Source organism: Clostridium sp. MCC345, assembly GCF_018785345.1.
In the GTDB taxonomy this organism is placed as follows: Bacteria; Bacillota; Clostridia; order Lachnospirales; family Anaerotignaceae; genus Anaerotignum_A; species Anaerotignum_A faecicola.
Window position 1 is genome coordinate 17,904 of the sequence record NZ_WQPP01000019.1, and the last position, 18,143, is coordinate 36,046.

19 protein-coding genes are annotated in these 18,143 nt (G+C 48.5%); 15 read left to right on the plus strand and 4 right to left on the minus strand.

Annotation, left to right across the window (positions count from 1 at the left end):
• Positions 1-151: 151 nt before the first annotated feature.
• From GPK49_RS05725 to GPK49_RS05735, 3 genes are read right to left on the minus strand one after another with little or no spacing between them, the layout of a single operon-like run.
• The gene (locus GPK49_RS05725; protein WP_215676994.1) at positions 152-565 is read right to left on the minus strand and encodes a flavodoxin; all 414 of its coding nucleotides are present in this window, start codon (positions 563-565) and stop codon (positions 152-154) included.
• Between the two features lie 48 nt (positions 566-613).
• Positions 614-1,204 carry a DUF3793 family protein gene (locus tag GPK49_RS05730; protein ID WP_215676995.1) on the minus strand — a complete coding sequence of 197 codons (591 nt, stop codon included), beginning with the start codon at positions 1,202-1,204 and terminating at the stop codon, positions 614-616.
• A 52-nt stretch (positions 1,205-1,256) separates the two neighbouring features.
• On the minus strand, positions 1,257-1,541 hold the full coding sequence (locus GPK49_RS05735) for a DUF2325 domain-containing protein (RefSeq protein ID WP_016406936.1): 285 nt from the start codon (positions 1,539-1,541) through the stop codon (positions 1,257-1,259).
• 198 nt (positions 1,542-1,739) lie between these two features.
• On the opposite strand from GPK49_RS05735, the gene GPK49_RS05740 reads away from it, so the two are divergent.
• From GPK49_RS05740 to GPK49_RS05760, 6 genes are all read left to right on the plus strand, one after another.
• Positions 1,740-2,000, plus strand: coding sequence for an HPr family phosphocarrier protein (locus tag GPK49_RS05740; RefSeq protein WP_178275488.1), 261 nt, complete (start codon positions 1,740-1,742; stop codon positions 1,998-2,000).
• Positions 2,001-2,016: 16 nt separating this feature from the next.
• On the plus strand, positions 2,017-2,244 hold the full coding sequence (locus GPK49_RS12920; RefSeq protein WP_318283849.1) for a hypothetical protein: 228 nt from the start codon (positions 2,017-2,019) through the stop codon (positions 2,242-2,244).
• Positions 2,142-3,533 carry a phosphoenolpyruvate--protein phosphotransferase gene (gene ptsP, locus GPK49_RS05745; protein WP_444876941.1) on the plus strand — a complete coding sequence of 464 codons (1,392 nt, stop codon included), beginning with the start codon at positions 2,142-2,144 and terminating at the stop codon, positions 3,531-3,533. The genes GPK49_RS12920 and ptsP overlap by 103 nt, the downstream gene beginning before the upstream one ends.
• A 269-nt stretch (positions 3,534-3,802) precedes the next feature.
• Positions 3,803-4,594 carry a GTP pyrophosphokinase gene (locus GPK49_RS05750; protein ID WP_215676996.1) on the plus strand — a complete coding sequence of 264 codons (792 nt, stop codon included), beginning with the start codon at positions 3,803-3,805 and terminating at the stop codon, positions 4,592-4,594.
• Between the two features lie 16 nt (positions 4,595-4,610).
• Positions 4,611-5,300 carry a metallophosphoesterase gene (locus tag GPK49_RS05755; protein ID WP_215676997.1) on the plus strand — a complete coding sequence of 230 codons (690 nt, stop codon included), beginning with the start codon at positions 4,611-4,613 and terminating at the stop codon, positions 5,298-5,300.
• Between the two features lie 12 nt (positions 5,301-5,312).
• Positions 5,313-6,029, plus strand: a complete 717-nt coding sequence (locus GPK49_RS05760; protein WP_215676998.1) for a hypothetical protein — start codon at positions 5,313-5,315, stop codon at positions 6,027-6,029.
• A gap of 44 nt (positions 6,030-6,073) precedes the next feature.
• On the opposite strand, the gene GPK49_RS05765 is transcribed toward GPK49_RS05760, so the two are convergent.
• On the minus strand, positions 6,074-6,724 hold the full coding sequence (locus GPK49_RS05765) for a flavin reductase family protein (protein ID WP_215676999.1): 651 nt from the start codon (positions 6,722-6,724) through the stop codon (positions 6,074-6,076).
• Positions 6,725-6,868: 144 nt separating this feature from the next.
• On the opposite strand from GPK49_RS05765, the gene GPK49_RS05770 reads away from it, so the two are divergent.
• The 9 genes from GPK49_RS05770 to GPK49_RS05810 all read left to right on the plus strand — a co-directional run bounded on the left by GPK49_RS05770 (position 6,869) and on the right by GPK49_RS05810 (position 18,016).
• Positions 6,869-8,206, plus strand: a complete 1,338-nt coding sequence (locus GPK49_RS05770) for an RsmB/NOP family class I SAM-dependent RNA methyltransferase (RefSeq protein WP_215677000.1) — start codon at positions 6,869-6,871, stop codon at positions 8,204-8,206.
• Between the two features lie 111 nt (positions 8,207-8,317).
• Positions 8,318-9,781: a threonine synthase gene (gene thrC, locus GPK49_RS05775; RefSeq protein WP_215677001.1), complete on the plus strand. Its 1,464-nt coding sequence runs from the start codon at positions 8,318-8,320 to the stop codon at positions 9,779-9,781.
• A 14-nt stretch (positions 9,782-9,795) separates the two neighbouring features.
• On the plus strand, positions 9,796-10,791 hold the full coding sequence (locus tag GPK49_RS05780; protein WP_215677002.1) for a hypothetical protein: 996 nt from the start codon (positions 9,796-9,798) through the stop codon (positions 10,789-10,791).
• Between the two features lie 191 nt (positions 10,792-10,982).
• Entirely contained in the window at positions 10,983-11,630 is a 648-nt protein-coding gene (gene fsa / locus GPK49_RS05785) for a fructose-6-phosphate aldolase (protein ID WP_016406926.1), read from the plus strand.
• Between the two features lie 51 nt (positions 11,631-11,681).
• Complete coding sequence (tkt, locus tag GPK49_RS05790) at positions 11,682-13,664, plus strand: transketolase (RefSeq protein ID WP_215677003.1); 1,983 nt, start codon at positions 11,682-11,684, stop codon at positions 13,662-13,664.
• An 87-nt stretch (positions 13,665-13,751) separates the two neighbouring features.
• On the plus strand, positions 13,752-14,300 hold the full coding sequence (gene thpR, locus GPK49_RS05795; RefSeq protein WP_215677004.1) for an RNA 2',3'-cyclic phosphodiesterase: 549 nt from the start codon (positions 13,752-13,754) through the stop codon (positions 14,298-14,300).
• Positions 14,301-14,714: 414 nt separating this feature from the next.
• Complete coding sequence (locus GPK49_RS05800; protein ID WP_215677005.1) at positions 14,715-15,803, plus strand: iron-containing alcohol dehydrogenase family protein; 1,089 nt, start codon at positions 14,715-14,717, stop codon at positions 15,801-15,803.
• Positions 15,804-16,047: 244 nt separating this feature from the next.
• A complete protein-coding gene (locus GPK49_RS05805) occupies positions 16,048-17,190 on the plus strand; it encodes an acyl-CoA dehydrogenase (RefSeq protein ID WP_016406922.1) in 1,143 nt (380 codons plus the stop codon).
• Positions 17,191-17,224: 34 nt separating this feature from the next.
• A complete protein-coding gene (locus GPK49_RS05810) occupies positions 17,225-18,016 on the plus strand; it encodes an electron transfer flavoprotein subunit beta/FixA family protein (protein WP_016406921.1) in 792 nt (263 codons plus the stop codon).
• Positions 18,017-18,143: the final 127 nt, after the last annotated feature.

Genomic DNA, 18,143 nt, shown 5'->3' on the forward strand with positions numbered 1-18,143 from the left:
AAGCATAACAAAAACGAGCCCATGCGGACTCGTTTTCGTTTTTAGAGAGATAATAGAGTTTAAATTTAAGAGAGTTTATTTGAGGAGTTTTTTACCTTCGGCATCTGCCGAAGATTTATAGAAACATCTGAGTCAGATGCTATCTAACGAATTAGTATGCGCCGAAGCCTTCGCCGAATGCTGTGCACTGCACTTTTGCATCAGCATCGGGGAAACCGTTTACCAACAGACCATCGTCATACAGGTTCGCGCCTGTTTTTGTTGTTCTTTCTGCCCAGTCGCGCATCCACTGTCCGTCGCCCCAACCGTAAGAACCAAACAGAGCAACCTTTTTGCCGCCCAGCTTGCCTTCGATAGAGGAGAAGAAGGGATCAAATTCGCCTTCTTCCAGAACTTCGTCACCCATTGCGGGGCAGCCGAAAGCGATTTTGTCATATTCTGCAATATCGCCTGTGAACTGATCTACGGAGTACAGCTCTGTGCCTTCGCCCATACCTGCTGCGATTGCACTTGCCATTGCTGCTGTGTTGCCTGTGCCGCTCCAATAGATAACTGCTTTTTTCATAATGTTTTGCCTCCTAAGATGTAATTTTTGAGATGTAATTGTGTTTTTTTATATCGCTGCGCCGGTGCGTGCCGGTGTCAAAAGAGACACAATATCTGCACCTGCGGAAGCTTGCTCCAAGAGTCTTTTTCTGCATCTGGCATAGCTGCGGAATGTATGCAGGGCGGCCTTGCCGTCGCCGTAAACCTTCCAGTCGCCAACCAGCTTGTAGTTATGCCCTTTTTCGCGAATGAATGCGAAAACGTCCTCTGCGGGATAGCCGAAGAAGAACCCGATCTCGTGCGGAAATTCTGCGCCCTGAATGATACGCTTGCGCAGGATGCACAGGGTTTCATAAAGGGAGGCTTCCTCATCCGGCGTTTTGGGGTATCCCTGCTTGATGAGGAATTCCTTTACAGCGGGCTGCTTGAAATAATGCAGCATCATATCCTTGCGGTAAACAAGAAGATATACCCGCTGTTTTTTGCAGTAAAGATATTCAACGGAAATGCCCAGGGGGGCAAGATCTTTTTTATATCTGTCGATTTCCTTGCGATAGTCTGTCAGGCAGTTGATCGAAAAGGAAAACAGGTTTGCCTGCTTTCTGCCCAAAAGGGCGGGGGAGGCAAAATATAACAGGTCTTTTTCAAAATCAGACATGAAATACCTCCTTATTAGTTAGCTGTTACTAACTTTTGGTGAAAAATATAACTCAGGCACAACAATATTGACCCAAAATGCGCTTTAATGCAGAAGAAGAACTGCTGTGGCTGCGCTCAATGGTAATATTGTTTTTTTCTGCCTCCTGTACTGCGCCGTTTACCATGATGTGGGAAACAGTGCTGGTGAAAAGGATAATCAAATCCGCCTGACCAATCTGTCCCTTGAAATTGCCGGGTAGCTGTGTAAATACTTTTCCTTTACAGTTGAATTTTTTACAGATATCCATGTATTGACGAACCATTCTGTCATGTCCGCCTACAATGACAACGCTCATGAGGATGACCTCCTTTCAAAGATTAGTTAGCCATAACTAACTTATGCGCCTATCATAGCATGCGGAAAAAAGAATGTCAAGCAATTCCTAGGGAATTTATGTGAAAAAGATTCTCAAAAAGCCGATTCCTTGAGAATGGCTCATATTTTTCGGGAAAGCAGAGAAACTAAGAAAAATGATTTTCGGGAGGGAAAAGAAATGATAGAACGAAAAGTGGTTTTAAAAAATCGGACGGGGCTGCATGCGCGTCCGGCATCGGAGCTGGTTGCCTTCGCGAAGGAATTGCCCTGCAAGGTTTATTTGGAGCATAACGGCAAAAAAGCCGCGGCAGACAGCATCCTGCAGCTTCTTGCGTTGGGGGCAAAGGAGGGCAGTGAGCTTGTGCTTTCTGCGGATGGCGAAGGGGATAAGCATTCTGTGGAAAAACTGGAAGCCTTTCTGGCGATTCTGGAGGGATAAGTCTGGAGGGATAAGCATGGAAGAAATCAGAACGGAGCAGCAGAGCGGCGGCATTGCCATCGGAAAGGCTGTTTTGCTGAAGCAGCCGGATTTGGCGGCGGAGCGGCGTGAATTGCTGCAGGGAAAAATGCGGAGTGGGCGTTGGAGGAGGAAACAGAGGAGCTTTCCGGGATGCTCGAAAGTTTGGAGGATGCCTATCTGCGTGAGCGTGCGGCAGATGTGCGTGATGTATGCCGGCGGATGATGGCGGCACTCAAGGGGGTCTCGGAGACCTCCCTTCGGAATATCACCGAGAAGGCCATTCTTTTTGCAGAGGAGCTCCATCCCTCCGATACCGCTCAGATGGATTTTCGATACATCCGAGGGATGGTGACGGAAAAGGGCGGCGCGACCAGCCATGTTGCTATTCTGGCGCGCAGTCTGGAAATTCCTGCCCTTCTGGGGGTGGAAGGGATTCTGAAAAAGGTACGGGAGGGCGAAGCCGTCATTCTGGATGGAAAGGATGGGCGGCTGATTTTTTCTCCCGATGCCAAAACGCAGGCGGCGTATCAGGAAAAGCAGCAGGCGGAAAAGGAGGTGAAGCGGAAGCTGAAGGAGATGAACCGCCTGCCTGCTGCTACAACGGATGGGCGGCAGGTCGCGCTTTTTGCCAATGCAGGCAGTCTCAGAGATATTGAACTGGCGAAAAAGCATGGCGCGGAGGGCATCGGTCTGTTCCGCAGTGAGTTTTTATATATGGAAAGCAGCCGCTTCCCGACAGAGCAGGAGCAGTTTGAAATTTATAAGCAAGCGGCGGAAATGCTGAAAAAGCCGATTACCATTCGCACCTTGGATATCGGTGGGGATAAAAACCTGCCGTATTATCAGTTTGAAAAGGAAGAAAATCCGTTTCTGGGGTGGCGCGCCATTCGCTTCTGTCTGGATATGCGCGATGTGTTCAAAACACAGCTGAAGGCGATCCTGCGTGCCGCCGCCTTCGGGGATATCCGCATCATGTACCCCATGATTGTTTCCGTAGAGGAATTTCGTAAAGCAAATGCCATTTTGGAGGAATGTAAGGCGGAGCTGCGCGAGCGAAAGCTGCTGTTTCGGGAAAGCATCAGCACGGGTATCATGGTAGAAACGCCGGCGGCGGCTTTTATAGCGGAGGAATTGGCGAAGGAGGCTGATTTTTTCAGCATCGGCACGAATGATTTAACACAGTATATCCTTGCGGCAGATCGCGGCAACCAAAAGCTGACCAAGCTTTATAGCCCCTTTCATCCTGCGGTGCTGCGTGCGGTGGCAAAGGTAATCGCGGCAGGGCATAAGGAGGGCAAGGAGGTTGGGATGTGCGGCGAATTTGCGGCAGATGCAAGAGCGGTGCCGCTCCTTCTTGGCATGGGTCTGGATGAATTTAGCATGGTATCCAATGAAATTGCGGCGGTGCGCTATCAGGTGCGGGGGCTTGCCGCAAAGCAGACTGCGGAGCTTGCGCGAAGGGCTCTGGCGGCAGGAACGGAAAAAGAGGTCAGGGGATTACTGGAACACTGAAATCGAAACGCTGCAATCGAAATGCTGAAATCGGAGCGAAGAATCAGTGGAAAAACACAGTGGACACATCTGCAAAAACGGCTGAAAAGAGGTGTCCACTCGGTGTCCACTCTGTCCATAAGTCCGCAAAAGTGGACACCCTGCGGACAGCTGCCGAATTTTGGCATATTTTCGCCTAGTTTCAAAGAATCTCCCGTTGCATAGCCGCAGGATTTTGTAGTATAATAAAATGGAAGAGATATGGCAATTTAGTCGAAGGAGGAACCCCTTTGGAAATTATAAATTGGAAAGAATTACTTTATCCCTATGAGCAGGCGGTGGAGGAGCTGCTGCTAAAGTTCAAAAATCTGGATAAAGAATGTCGACATTTAGGCATTTATTCTCCTGTCGATTCTGTCACGGGCAGGCTGAAAACCCCTGCCAGTATTCTGGATAAGGCAGGCAGAAAGCATATCGCCCCCGAGCATATCGAGGAGGAAATCGAGGATATCGCAGGCATTCGCATTCTCTGCCAGTTCGTGGAGGATATCCAAAAGGTGGTTGATATGGTGCGTTCCCGCACGGATATGACCATCGTGCAGGAGAAGGATTACATAACAAATACGAAGGCGAGCGGCTACCGCAGCTACCACATCATCATCCGCTATCCGCTCAGCACAGCGCTGGGGCCGAAGGAGGTTTTCGCGGAAATTCAGATTCGCACAAACGCTATGAATTTCTGGGCAACGGCGGAGCATTCCCTGCGGTATAAATACAGCGGCAACATCCCGCAGGAGCTGCAGGACAGACTGCATAACTGCGCGGAGGCGGCGTTCCATCTGGATCAGGAAATGTCTACGATTCGCGAGGAAATCACGAATGCACAGCGGCTGAATGAAATCCGCAGAAAGATGACCTCGAATATTCTGGATAACATCCGGAAGCTGCATTTTATGCTGAGTCTGGAGGATATGAGCGCCATCAATAAGGAATTTTCGGATGTATGGAACAGCAACGATATTGATAAACTGCGCGAATTCAACGAAAGACTGAATGTGCTGGTGGAGGTTTATCGGATATAAGAAAGGAAGGGAGAAAATGGCACTTTTTGCCATTGCAGACCTGCATTTTGCCTTTTCCGTGGATAAGCCCATGGATATTTTTGGGGAAAACTGGAAGAATCACAGTGAAAAAATCATCGCAAGCTGGAAGGAACATATCACCGAAGAAGATACTGTTCTTTTGCCGGGAGACCTTTCCTGGGGGATGCGGATTGATGAAGCGGCGGCGGATTTGGATGTGATTTACAGCCTGCCGGGGAGAAAAATTCTGCTTGGCGGCAACCATGATTACTGGTGGAAATCCTCCTCAAAATTAGAGGCGAGATACCCCGGAATGCGGTTTCTGAAAAACAATTTTGATCGATATGAGGATTGGCATATCTGCGGTACAAGGGGCTGGCTTTGCCCGAATGATGTGCAGTTTACGGAGCAGGATAAAAAGATTTATGAAAGGGAGCAGGTGCGGCTCAGGCTGTCTCTGGATGCTGCCATGCGCGATGGTGCGGAAAAAATCATACTCATGATGCACTTTCCGCCGATGAATGATAAGCAGGAGGATTCTGCATTTACGGCGTTATTTCGGGAATATCCCATCAAAAAGGTGATTTATGGGCATCTGCATGGCGCGGCAAGCCATAAAACGGCATTTGAAGGAAAACGGGAAGGCATTGATTACGCGCTGATTGCGGCGGATTATATTGCGTTTTGTCCGAGGCGGATTCTATAAGGAGGCAGGCAAGTGAATATCGACAGGAAAAAAATACAGATATTTCTTTGTGCCCTTTGGCCCGGCGGTGGCTATATGTACTTCGGCATGATGAAGAAAGGGACAATGGTGATGGCGCTTTTTACGGCGGTTACGGGGCTGACGCTGACGATTGGATGGAAATTCCTTGCGTTTTTGCTGCCCGTCATCTGGTGCTACTGCTTTTTCGATACCTTCCATGTTGCAAAGCTGCCTGAGGAAATCCGCGAATTTGAGGATCAGGATTGCTGGGATACGGTGGTTGCGTTCCTGAAGAGCGACCCACTGAAACGCGTTGAGGAAAAGAAAACACTGGCAGGCGTGCTGATTCTGCTTGCGGCACTTTATACGATGATTTATGGCGTATTTTTGCCGTTCTTCCGCTGGAGTGAGGAGCTGCGGCTGGTGCGGATGGCATTGACGGCAATTCCCCCTGCGGTGATTGCGGTGCTGCTATTCATGGTCGGCAGAAATATTTTGCAGAAGGAGCAGGACAGAAGGGATGCCGAGGCAGGCATTGCGGAGACGGATGCACCCGATGTGGAGGAGACTGCTCTGGAGGAAGGCAATGTAGAACAGCTGGTGGAGGCGGTTCTGGGGGCAGAAGCCGAAAAGGAAGCAGAAGAAACGGCGGAAGCGGAAGAAGTTGAAGCAGAAAATGCCGATAAAGCAGAAGAAACAGAAAAAACAGAAATCAAGGAAACGGCATAAATAAAAGGTCTCTTGGACGAAATATCCAAGAGACCTTTTTGCTGTTATTTTTTCTTTGCTTTTTTCTTTACGGATGATTTTTTCGTTTTGCCCTTTGCAGGCTTTTTTTCGGGTTTTTTGACGGGTTTGGTTTCCTCTTTTTTGCGGACGGAATAGCCGAAGGTGCCGATTTTTCTGCCCAGACCGTAATACGCGCCATGCGAGTAGCAGATAGGCTTTGCACGGTCGAAATGGAACTTGCCTGTTTCATCTAAATATTCATCGCTGACCTGCACGGAAACAACCTCCGCGAGGAACATATCATGCGTGCCAAGGGGGATAATTTCCTTTACCTTACATTCAATATTTACAGGGCTTTCATAAATGATGGGTGCATTGACCTTTTCGCCCTTCTTTGCGGTGAGGTGCATGGTTTCAAATTTATCCAAATCTCTGCCGCTGCGCACGCCGCAGAAATCGCAGGCATACGCTAGCCTTTCCGTAACCAGATTGATGACAAATTCGCCCGTTTCCTTGATGATATTGTAGGAATGGCGGCTCGGACGGATGGAAACGTAGGTCATGGCAGGGTCGCTGTTGACAGTGCCTGTCCATGCTACGGTGATGATATTTTTCTGCTCCATTGTGCCGCAGGAGACCATAACGGCAGGGACGGGATAAATGACAGTCCCCGGTTTCCAGATATCTTTTCCCATAGTGCTGTACTCCTTTCATGGGTTTCTTACTGCTTATCTTAGTATGAAGCGAGGCGGTTTGTAAAGAGAAAAAATGAATTTTACTTGTAAAACCGACATGGCTTCGGTATGATAAAATCAAACAAAAACGATAGGAGAAGAACGATGAAGCTACCTTTAAAATATATCGAAACAATGAAAGCACTTCTGGGGGCGGAATATGACGCATATCTCGCTTCTTTTGACGAGGAGCGATTTTGCGGACTGCGCGTGAATACGCTGAAGCTTTCCGCAGAGGAAATGGCGGCGAGGGGAGTATTTTCTCTTAGACCTGTGCCGTGGTGCGAAACGGGGTTTTATTATGACGGAGCAGAACGCCCTGCCAAGCATCCGTATTACCATGCAGGGCTGTATTATTTGCAGGAGCCAAGTGCCATGAGCCCTGCGGCAACGCTGCCGATTGAGAAGGGGGACAGGGTACTTGACCTTTGTGCCGCACCCGGAGGGAAAACCACGCAGCTTGGCGCAAGACTGGGCGGAACGGGACTTCTGGTTGCGAATGACATCAGTGCAGGCAGGGCGAAAACGCTTCTGAAAAATGTGGAGCTTGCGGGAATACGCAATGCGATTGTGATGAGCGAAACGCCGGAGCGGATTGCGGAGCGGCTGCCGAATTTTTTTGATAAGATTCTGGTGGATGCGCCTTGCAGCGGCGAGGGAATGTTCCGTAAGGAGCCGGATATGGTGAAAAGCTGGGATGCGGAGATGCTTGCGTTTTGCCGCAGTGAGCAGGCGAAGATTCTGGAGGCATGCGCACCGATGCTCAAGACAGGCGGGATGCTCCTTTATTCCACCTGTACCTTTTCGCCGGAGGAAAACGAAAAAAGCATTGGCGATTTTCTGGAACGCCATCCCGAATTTGAGCTGATGCCGATTGCAAAGAAAAACGGCTTTGCGGAAGGGCTTGCACCGTATACGGACTGCGCTAGACTCTATCCGCACAGGCTGAAGGGCGAGGGACATTTTCTGGCACTGCTGCGAAAGAAGGAGGCGGCAGAGGGCAAGGCGATTCCTGCGGAAAGCGGCGGATGGACAAAGGAAATGGATGCCTTTGGGGACTTTGCAAAGGAGGTTTTGCAGGAGAAGCCGAAGGGAATTTATAAAATTTACGGCGAGGGGCTGTATCTTCTGCCGGAAGGGACACCGAAGCTGGAAAAGCTGCGCGTACTGCGGACGGGATGGATGCTTGGAACGCTGAAAAAGGGGCGGTTTGAGCCTTCGCAGGCATTTGCAATGGGACTGCGTAGGGAAGAAGTGAAGCATACGGCGGATTTTTCTCTGGAGGATGAACGGGTGATTCGATATTTGAAGGGGGAAACGGTTGAGGCGGAAGGCAAGGATGGCTGGACGCTGGTTTGCGTGGACGGGTTTCCGCTTGGCTGGGCAAAACGGCAGAAGGGACGCTTGAAGAATAAATACGCTGTCAGCTGGAAATGGGAATAAAAATGTGTACAATAGACAGACATTTGGCTGATTCCTGTTGACAAATGCGAAATCGCCTGTAAAATAGAACTATCATAAGCAGACATAAAAGAAAAAGAAGGAGTGGAACAAATGGCATTGACATATATCGGTACAAGAGACAGAAGCATCAAGGCGACAGCGTCCGAGGCGATTCTGCGGGGGATTTGTCCCGATGGGGGACTGTATATTCCGGAGGAGATTCCCAAAATGGAGAAATCCCTGGAGGAGCTGGGCAAGCTGAGCTATCAGGAGCTGGCGTATGAGGTGCTCAGCAAGTTTTTGGATTTCACGGAGGAGGAGCTGAAGGCGTGCATCAGGGGGGCGTATGATGAGAAATTCGATACACCTGAGATTGTGCCTGTGGTGAAAAAGGGCGATGCACTGTTTTTGGAATTATTCCACGGGAGAACACTGGCATTTAAGGATATGGCACTTTCCATACTGCCCTATCTGATGAAAACGGCGGCGAAAAAGAACGGTCTGGATAAGGAGATTGTGATTCTGACTGCGACAAGCGGCGATACAGGCAAGGCGGCACTGGAGGGCTTTGCAAACGTGGAGGGTACAAGAATTATGGTATTCTTCCCAGAGGATGGGGTTAGCCCCGTGCAGAAGCTGCAAATGAATACGCAGGAGGGTGCAAACACCTGCGTGGTGGGGATCAAGGGGAACTTTGATGATGCGCAGTCGGCGGTAAAGAGCATTTTCACAGATAAGGCGCTGGAGCAGGAGCTGGCGGCGAAGGGATTCCAATTTTCTTCGGCGAACTCCATCAACATCGGCAGACTGGTGCCGCAGATTGTATATTATTTCTGGGCATATTTGCAGGCGGTACGCATGGGCGAAATCAAAAACGGCGAGGCGCTGAATTTTACTGTACCGACAGGGAACTTCGGGGATATTCTTGCAGGCTGGTATGCCATGAAGATGGGACTGCCTGTGGGGCATTTCGTTTGTGCATCCAATGACAATAAGGTGCTGTACGATTTCTTCCGCACAGGCGAATATAATAAAAACAGAGCCTTCCATGTAACGGTTTCTCCCTCCATGGATATTCTGATTTCCAGCAATCTGGAACGTCTGCTGGCACACATGGGCGGACAGGCTGCGACAAAGTCGGAAATGGAAAGCCTGAACAGGGACGGCGTTTACCATGCGGAGATAACAGAAAAGAAAATCAGCGGCGAATATGCAACAGAGGCGGAAACCTTTGCGGCAATCAAGGATTTCTACGAAAAAACAGGCTATGTGATGGATACGCACACAGCAGTTGCTTATGCGGCATATCAGAAATATAAGGCGGAGAGCGGCGACAATACGCCGATGGTGATTGTTTCCACCGCAAGCCCGTATAAATTCACAAAGGACGTAATGACAGCACTGGATGCGAAATATGCGGATGGGGATGCCTTTGCATTGCAGGCAGATCTGGAAAGAATCAGCGGCGTTGCGGTGCCTGCGCCCATTGTGGGACTGGAGCATAGACCGATTCTGCATAAGAACGTCTGCGAGAAAAATGAAATTAAGGACGTTGTGAAAAACTGGCTGAAATAAAAAAGGAGGCGCGTATGGAAGAAAAAAGGCTTGAACATCCGGAGGAAAGACAGGACGAAAAGCAGGAGAAAAAGAAGCAGTATCCTGTGACGCGCAGGGATTTTTACGGCTGTGTGATCATTCTGCTGATTGCGGTTTTCTTACAGGGGATGCAGACAAGAGCGCTCATCCGCAGGGAAGCGCAAAACATGAACAACAGATGCCAGAATATAGAATCGCAGATGTGGAACAGCATCAGCAATATCCAAGACGGCATTGCGAGCAGCTTGGCGGAAGCGGATAACCCCTTGCAGGAGAGCAGTGTGGAGATTGTAGCGGCAAATCTGAAGGAGAAAAAGGTGACGCTTCGCATGACGGCAATGCCGAAGGAATGGAAAACGGGGGATACCTCCTTGCAGTTCTATCTTTCCTGCGATGGCGGCGAAAAGATTGCCGTTGATGCGGCGGCAGGTGCAGACCATAGCTTTACGGCGGAAAAGGAAATACCCTTCTGCGAGGTTGCGGCAGTTACGGCAATCCTGCAAAGAGGGGACATGGAATATCCTTCTGATTTAGGCGAAACGGGCGTATCGGGTGCGGTATATCCTTTCTTTAGCGGAGACTTTTACAGCACATTTACATGGACAGGCGGCGGCAGTGAGGCAAGCGTTTCGGGGAATGTTGAGGTTGAGGTGCAGCCGAGCGACTGGATGATGCAGAAGGACAAGAGCCTGACGCTGAAAAATCCCACAGTCGAGATTTATGTGGACGGAAAACGGGTGCAGAAGCATAAGATGCAGGCAGAAATAGACGATGTGTCTTTGACACGCTACACCTACACGATTGAAAAGGCGTTTAAGGTAAAAGAAGGACAGTACATTGAGGTTTACTTCAAGGCGGAGGATGAAAACGGCTTGAAATATACCTATTTGGTAGACCGCTCTCATGTGACAAACGGCGATGTGCAGACGGAAGAAATGGCGATTGAGGCAACTGATTCGGTGCAGGAGGGCAGATTGAAGGTAGAATAACATCACGCAGGGGCGAAAACAGCAGGAGAATTTTTCTGCTGTTTTTCGTTTCTTTAGCAGAAAAACGGAAAAGCATTGATTTTATTGCGTGCATGACGTAAAATAAAATCAGCATATTATGTGCGTTCGGCAGGGTGCCGGATGAAATGGATACTGATAAAAAAGATAAGATAAAAAAGGAGACAAGCATCATGAAAATGTTCATTGACACAGCCAATGTTGACCACATCAGAGAGGCAAACGATCTGGGCGTAATCTGCGGCGTTACCACAAACCCTTCCCTGATTGCGAAGGAGGGCAGAGATTTCGTTGAGGTGGTAAAGGAAATCACAACCATTGTAGACGGCCCCATCAGCGCAGAGGTCATCAGCCTTGACCACGAGGGTATGGTAAAGGAAGCAAGAGAGCTGGTGAAAATCCATAAGAATATCGTTATCAAAATCCCTATGACACTGGAGGGCCTGAAGGCGGTTAAGATTCTGGCGGCAGAGGGCGTAAAGACAAACGTGACACTGATTTTCTCCGCTACACAGGCTTTGATGGCGGCAAGAGCAGGTGCTACATACGTTAGCCCCTTCCTGGGCAGAGTAGACGATATCGGCTCTGTCGGGATGACACTGATCGAAGAAATCGTTGATATTTTTGATATCCACGGTATTGAAACAGAAATTATCGCGGCATCCATCCGTAACCCTCTGCATGTAATCGATGCGGCAAGAGCAGGCTGCCATATCGCAACCATCCCTTATAACGTGCTGATTCAGATGGCAAAGCACCCTCTGACAGATATCGGTATCGAAAGATTTTTGAAGGACTGGGAATCCGTACCCAAGAAATAAGATCGTTTTAAAACAGCAAAGAAGAAATTGAAACCTTTGGAGGAAAACCAAATGAATAACATGGACAACCTGACAATCAATACCCTGCGTTTTCTGGCGGCAGAGGCTATCCAGAAGGCAAAAAGCGGTCACCCCGGTCTGCCCCTTGGCGCGGCACCTGCGGCATATACCCTGTGGGCAAAGGAGCTGAAAGCAAACCCTGCAAACCCTAACTGGGATGACAGAGACAGATTTATTCTTTCCGCAGGACACGGCTCTGCACTGCTGTATTCCCTGCTGCATGTGTTTGGCTATGGGCTGACGATTGAGGATCTGAAAAACTTCCGTCAGAGAAATTCCCTGACACCCGGCCACCCCGAATATAAGCATACAACAGGGGTTGAGGTGACAACAGGCCCTCTGGGACAGGGCATTGCCAATGCGGTTGGTATGGCACTGGCAGAAAGCCATCTGGCTGCAAAATTCAACACACCCGAATTCAAGGTGGTAGACCATTACACATACGCACTCTGCGGTGATGGCTGCTTGCAGGAGGGCGTTGCCTCCGAGGCGGCTTCTCTGGCAGGGACAATGGGTCTGAATAAGATTATCGTACTGTATGACAGCAACCATATTACGATTGAAGGCGATACAGCAACCGCATTTGCCGAGGATGTGCTGAAGCGCTTTGAGGCTTACGGCTGGGACACACAGGAGGTTGCGGACGGCAATGATGTTGACGCAATTCAGGCAGCGATTGCGGCAGCGAAGAAATCCGACAAGCCCTCCATCATCAAGATTGAAACAAAAATCGGCTACGGCGCACCCAATAAGCAGGGCAAGGCTTCTGCGCACGGCGAGCCTTTGGGCGAGGAAGAAATTAAGCTGACAAAGGAAAACCTGGGCTGGCCCTATGCCGACAAGGAATTCTTTGTTCCTGAAGAGGTGAAGGCGCACGTTGCGGCAATCACGGCAGAGGGTGCAAAGGCGGAAGCAGAATGGAATGAAATGTTCCGCGCGTATGCAGAAAAATATCCCGAACTGGCGAAGGAATATGCACAGTGGCACAGCGACGAGCTGGCGGCTGATTTGCTCAATGACGAGGACTTCTGGAAGAACGAGGGCGACCTTGCAACCAGAGCGGCATCCGAGAAGGTATTGCAGAAGGTGGCAAAGGTAGTGCCGAACTTGTTTGGCGGCTCTGCTGACCTCGCACCCTCCAATAAATCTCAGATGAAGGACAGAGAATATTACAGCAAGGAAAACCCCGCAGGCTCTAATGTGCATTTCGGTATCCGCGAATTTGCGATGACAGCAATCGCAAACGGTATGTCTGTGCATGGGGGCGTAAGACCTTATATTGCAGGCTTCTTTGTATTCGCAGACTACATGAAGGCAGGGCTGAGAATGGAAGCACTGATGGGTCTGCCTGTGATCAGTATTCTGACACATGACAGCATCGGCGTTGGCGAGGATGGCCCTACCCATCAGCCCATTGAGCATCTGGCAATGCTGCGCAGCCTGCCCAACTACAATGTATTCCGTCCCTGTGATACAAGAGAAACCGCGGCGGCTTGGTATACTGCACTGCACAGCAAAGAAACACCTACCGCACTGATTCTTTCCAGACAGAATCTGCCTGCACTGGAGGGCACAGGCAAGGACGCACTGAAGGGTGCGTATGTGCTGAAGGATTGCGCGGGTACACCTGATGTTCTGCTGATGGCATCCGGTTCCGAGGTGGAGCTGATTTACAAGGCGGCAGACGAGCTGGCGGCAAAGGGTGTAAAGGCAAGAGTCATCTCCATGCCCTGCTGGGAGGTATTTGAGGCACAGGATGCGGCGTATAAGGAAAGTGTACTGCCTAAGAATGTGCGAGCAAGACTGGCTGTGGAAGCGGCGGCTGACTTCGGCTGGCAGAGATATACCGGTCTGGATGGCGACATGATTTGCATGAACGGCTTCGGTGCATCTGCACCCGCAGGCTTACTGTTCAAGGACTTTGGCTTTACGGTAGAAAACGTAGTAGAGAAGGCGTTGGCACTGGTAAAATAATAGTATTTTAAGGAAGGAAAAGGCTCTGTGCAGTCCTGCGAGATAAGGCTGTGCAGAGCTTTTCTTGAGAAAAGGAGGTGGATACGCTTGCGTACATTTATTGCGATTGAACTGGAGGAGGAAACCAAAGCACAGCTGGCAGAGGTGCAGGCAGAAGCAGAGAAGCTTTGCCGCAGGGGGAATTATACACCGAAGGAGAACTTTCATCTGACGCTGCATTTTCTGGGAGAGGTGCAGGAGGAGGATCTGGATTATCTGCATGAGGCAATTTACGAAACGGCACGCCGCAATCGTCCCTTTACGATGACGATAGATAAAATCGGCTTTTTTCCGAGAGGGAACAAGGGAATTTTATGGGCAGGGATTGAAAGAAGCAATCATCTGCAAAGATTGTTCAGCACGCTGGAAAAATCTCTGGAGCAGCAGGGCTTTGCGAGGGAGAGAAAGGGACTCAGCCCGCATATCACCCTTGGCAGAGAGGTGGAGCCACAGCGGAATTTTACTGATGTGCAGAGAGGCGTTCGGGTGGAGCCGATGCGCGTTTCTGTGAGAAGCATTTCGCTGATGGAAAGTGTCAGAAGGGGTGCAAGGTTGATGTATGTGCCTGTTTTCAGACAGAATTTAATCGGAAAATGAGACAGAAAAATCTCATTTTGCAGGATGCAATAAAAAAAATACCAGGCTTTTCGTGGGATTGGTATTTTTTATTTGTGCAAAGTGTGGGAGAGAGAGGGGAATCCTTCGTATAGAAGTAATTTAAAAAAATTAAACATAAGGTTTAATTTTGTGAAATTAGCAACAAAAATGAACAAATTTTCAGCAAAAAAAGGAAGAAAAAGCCATATTTTCTTGTTCATTGTTCCGAAGATGATTTGTTGTTTGCGAAATTGATTGAAAAATAAAGGTTTTTTACATATACTTTATTTGTATAACAACGGAATGTATTTCCGCTGTGTACAAAGAGGAGCCTGCTTGGCAGGTATGAAAAGTTTTTGTTCAAAATAATGAGGAAGTTTTTGAGAATTTAAATTTTTTAGGAGGAATGTAATTATGGCAAACAATACTGTATTTTTCCCCGGCTATTCCGCAGGTGAAAATGCTTACAAGGAAATCGACAAGGTATGCTCTCCCTATGGTACAAAGGCTGTTGTTATCAGTGATGAAATTTCTATCAATGCAACAAAGAAATATCTGGATGAAGCAACACAGGACGGTATTGTAAAGATTGATTATATCCTGTTCCCCGGTGAAGCATCCTTCGAGGCTGTAGATGAACTGGAACAGAATGAAATCGTGAAAAATGCAGATATGATTTTCTGTCTGGGCGGCGGCAAGGCAATCGATACAGGTAAGCTGCTGGCACACAGAATGAATAAGCCTTACTTCACATTCCCCACCATTGCATCTACATGCGCTTGTAACTCCGCGCTGGGGATTTACTACTACCCCAACCATGAGTTCCGCACCTTCTTCCGCGTGGACAGACCCCCCGTACATATCTTCATCTCTACAAAGGTTATCGCAGAAGCACCCGCTGCATTCCTGTGGGCAGGCATCGGCGATGGCATGAGTAAGGAAACAGAGGTAAGATTCTCCGCAAGAGGCAGAGATCATGAGCTGACACTGGAGGAACAGGCAGGCGTTGCACTGGCAGCATGCTGCACAGAGCCTCTGCTGAAATATGGCGTACAGGCAATGGAGGACTGCAGAAACAACCGTGCATCCAAGGCAATCGAAGAGGTTGCACTGAACATCTTCATCAACACAGGTATGGTTTCCAACATGGTTGACTCTGCAAAATACAACACATCCTTGGCACACGCTTTCTTCAACGCAAGCACAACACTGCCTCAGATTGAAGCAAGACACAAACACGGCGAGGTTGTTTCCTACGGCACACTGCTGCTGCTGACACTGGATAAGCAGTATGACAAGCTGGAAAGATTCTTCGACTTCTACAAAGGCATGGAGCTGCCTACAAAGCTGGCTGACCTGGAAATCGAGGTTGACGAGCTGGATCCCGTACTGGAGCTGGCAGTACAGAGATATGACCTGGATGTGGTTCCTTACGAAATCACACCTGCTATGATTAAGGATGCAATTCTGGAATTAGAAGAATATAACAAAAAAAGAGCATAATTAGGGGAATTCAGGGGGGTCTTTATTGTCAATTTTGTTGATATGCAGAGCCCCCTGAAAATTGTTTAGTTTTTTTAAAAAAACACTCTGGTAAAACAGAAAAAAGTACATTATACTAGGATAGTGTGAAAAAATCGAAAAAATCGAGGATTTCATCTATATAAAGCGTGAGCCTTGTCTCACAACGAAAAAGACAATCTATGTCTAAAGACACAAGCAAATGTTTAAAGGAGGAAACAAATTTATGGAATTCGGATATTCTAAGGAGCAGGTACTGCTGAGAGAAATGTACAAGAAATTCGCTGAAACGGAAATCAAACCTCTGGCAGAAGAACTTGACGAAGAAGAAAGATTCCCCGTAGAAAGCATTCCCAAACTTGCTAGATACGGTTTTATGGGCATTCCCTTCCCTAAGGAATACGGCGGCGCAGGCGGCAACTATCTGACATACGCAATGGCAGTTGAAGAACTGGGTAAGGTATGCGCAACTACAGCAGTTATCGTTTCCGCTCACACATCTCTGTGTGCAGGTCCTATCTATTACTTCGGTACAGAAGAACAGAAACAGAAATATCTGGTACCCCTGGCAAAGGGCGAAAAAATCGGTGCATTCGGTCTGACAGAGCCCAGTGCGGGTACAGACTCCTCCATGCAGCAGACAACAGCTGTTCTGGATGGTGACGAATATGTTCTGAACGGTACAAAGGTATTTATCACAAACGCAGGCTACGCTGATATTTATGTAGTTATCGCTATGACAGATAAATCTAAAGGCAATAAGGGCATTTCTGCTTTCATCGTAGAAAAAGGCACACCCGGCTTCTCCGTTGGTAAGAAGGAAAGAAAAATGGGTATTCGCGGTTCTGCAACCTGCGATCTGATTTTTGAAAACTGCAGAATCCCCAAGGAAAACATCCTGGGCAAAGAAGGTCAGGGCTTCAAGATTGCAATGCAGACACTGGATGGCGGCCGTATCGGTATCGCTTCTCAGGCTCTGGGTATCATGCAGGGTGCAATCGATGAATGTGTGAAATATGTAATGGAAAGAAGACAGTTCGGCAAGAAGATCGGTCAGTTCCAGAATACACAGTTCGAGCTGGCAGATATGGCTACAAAAGCAGAGGCTGCAAAGCTGCTGGTTTATGAAGCAGCGGCAACAAAGGATGCAGGCAAGCCTTACAGCCATCTGTCTGCAATGTGCAAATACTTTGCCGGCTCTACAGCAAGCGATATCACAAGAAGATGCCTGCAGCTGTTCGGTGGCTATGGTTATACAAGAGACTACCCCGTAGAAAGAATGATGCGTGACGCGAAGATCACAGAAATCTACGAAGGTACATCTGAAGTTCAGAAGATGGTTATCTCCAGCTGGATGAAACTGAAATAATTTGACATAAGAGAACGGAAGGAGAAAAAAATCCATGAAGATTTTAGTTTGTATCAAACAGGTTCCCGATACAGTTGAAGTAAAGATTGACCCCAAAACAGGCACACTGATTCGTGACGGTGTACCCTCTATCATCAACCATGACGACAAGACAGGTATCGAAGCTGCACTGAGAATCAAAGAACAGCTGGGCGGCACAGTAACAGTTGTTTCCATGGGCCCCCCTCAGGCAGACGTTGCACTGAGAGAAGCACTGGCTATGGGTTGTGATGATGCTTACCTGGTATCCGCAAGAGAATTCGGTGGTTCCGATACTTATGCTACATCCGGCATCATTGCAGCAGCGCTGAAGCACATCGGCTATGATCTGATCATCACAGGTCGTCAGGCTATCGACGGTGACACAGCTCAGGTTGGTCCCCAGATTGCTGAGAAGCTGCACCTGGCTCAGGTTTCCTATGTAGAAGAAGTTGTAGAAGCAGCAGAAGATCATGTTGTTGTAAAGAGACAGTTTGAAGATGGTTACCACATCGTAAAGGTAAAAACACCCTGCCTGCTGACAGCTATCGCTGAGCTGGCAGAACCCAGATATATGTCCATCGGCGGCGTTTTCGATGCATACCAGAAAGAAATCAAGGTTCTGGGCTTTGAAGACCTGAAGGACGACCTGGAACTGGATATGATTGGTCTGAAGGGTTCCCCTACAAACGTATTCAAATCCTTCACAAAAGAAGTGAAGGGCGCAGGTACCATTCTGAATGGTTTGACACCCGAAGAAGCGGTTGATGCAATCGTGAAGAAGCTGGAAGAAAAATTCATTATCTGATTTTGAAATAGATTTAGGAGGCAAACCCAATGAGCAAAGGTATTTTTGTAGTAATGGAACAGAGATACGGCAAGGTTCAGAACGTAGGTCTGGAACTTGTTGGTGAAGCTACAAGACTGAAAGAAGA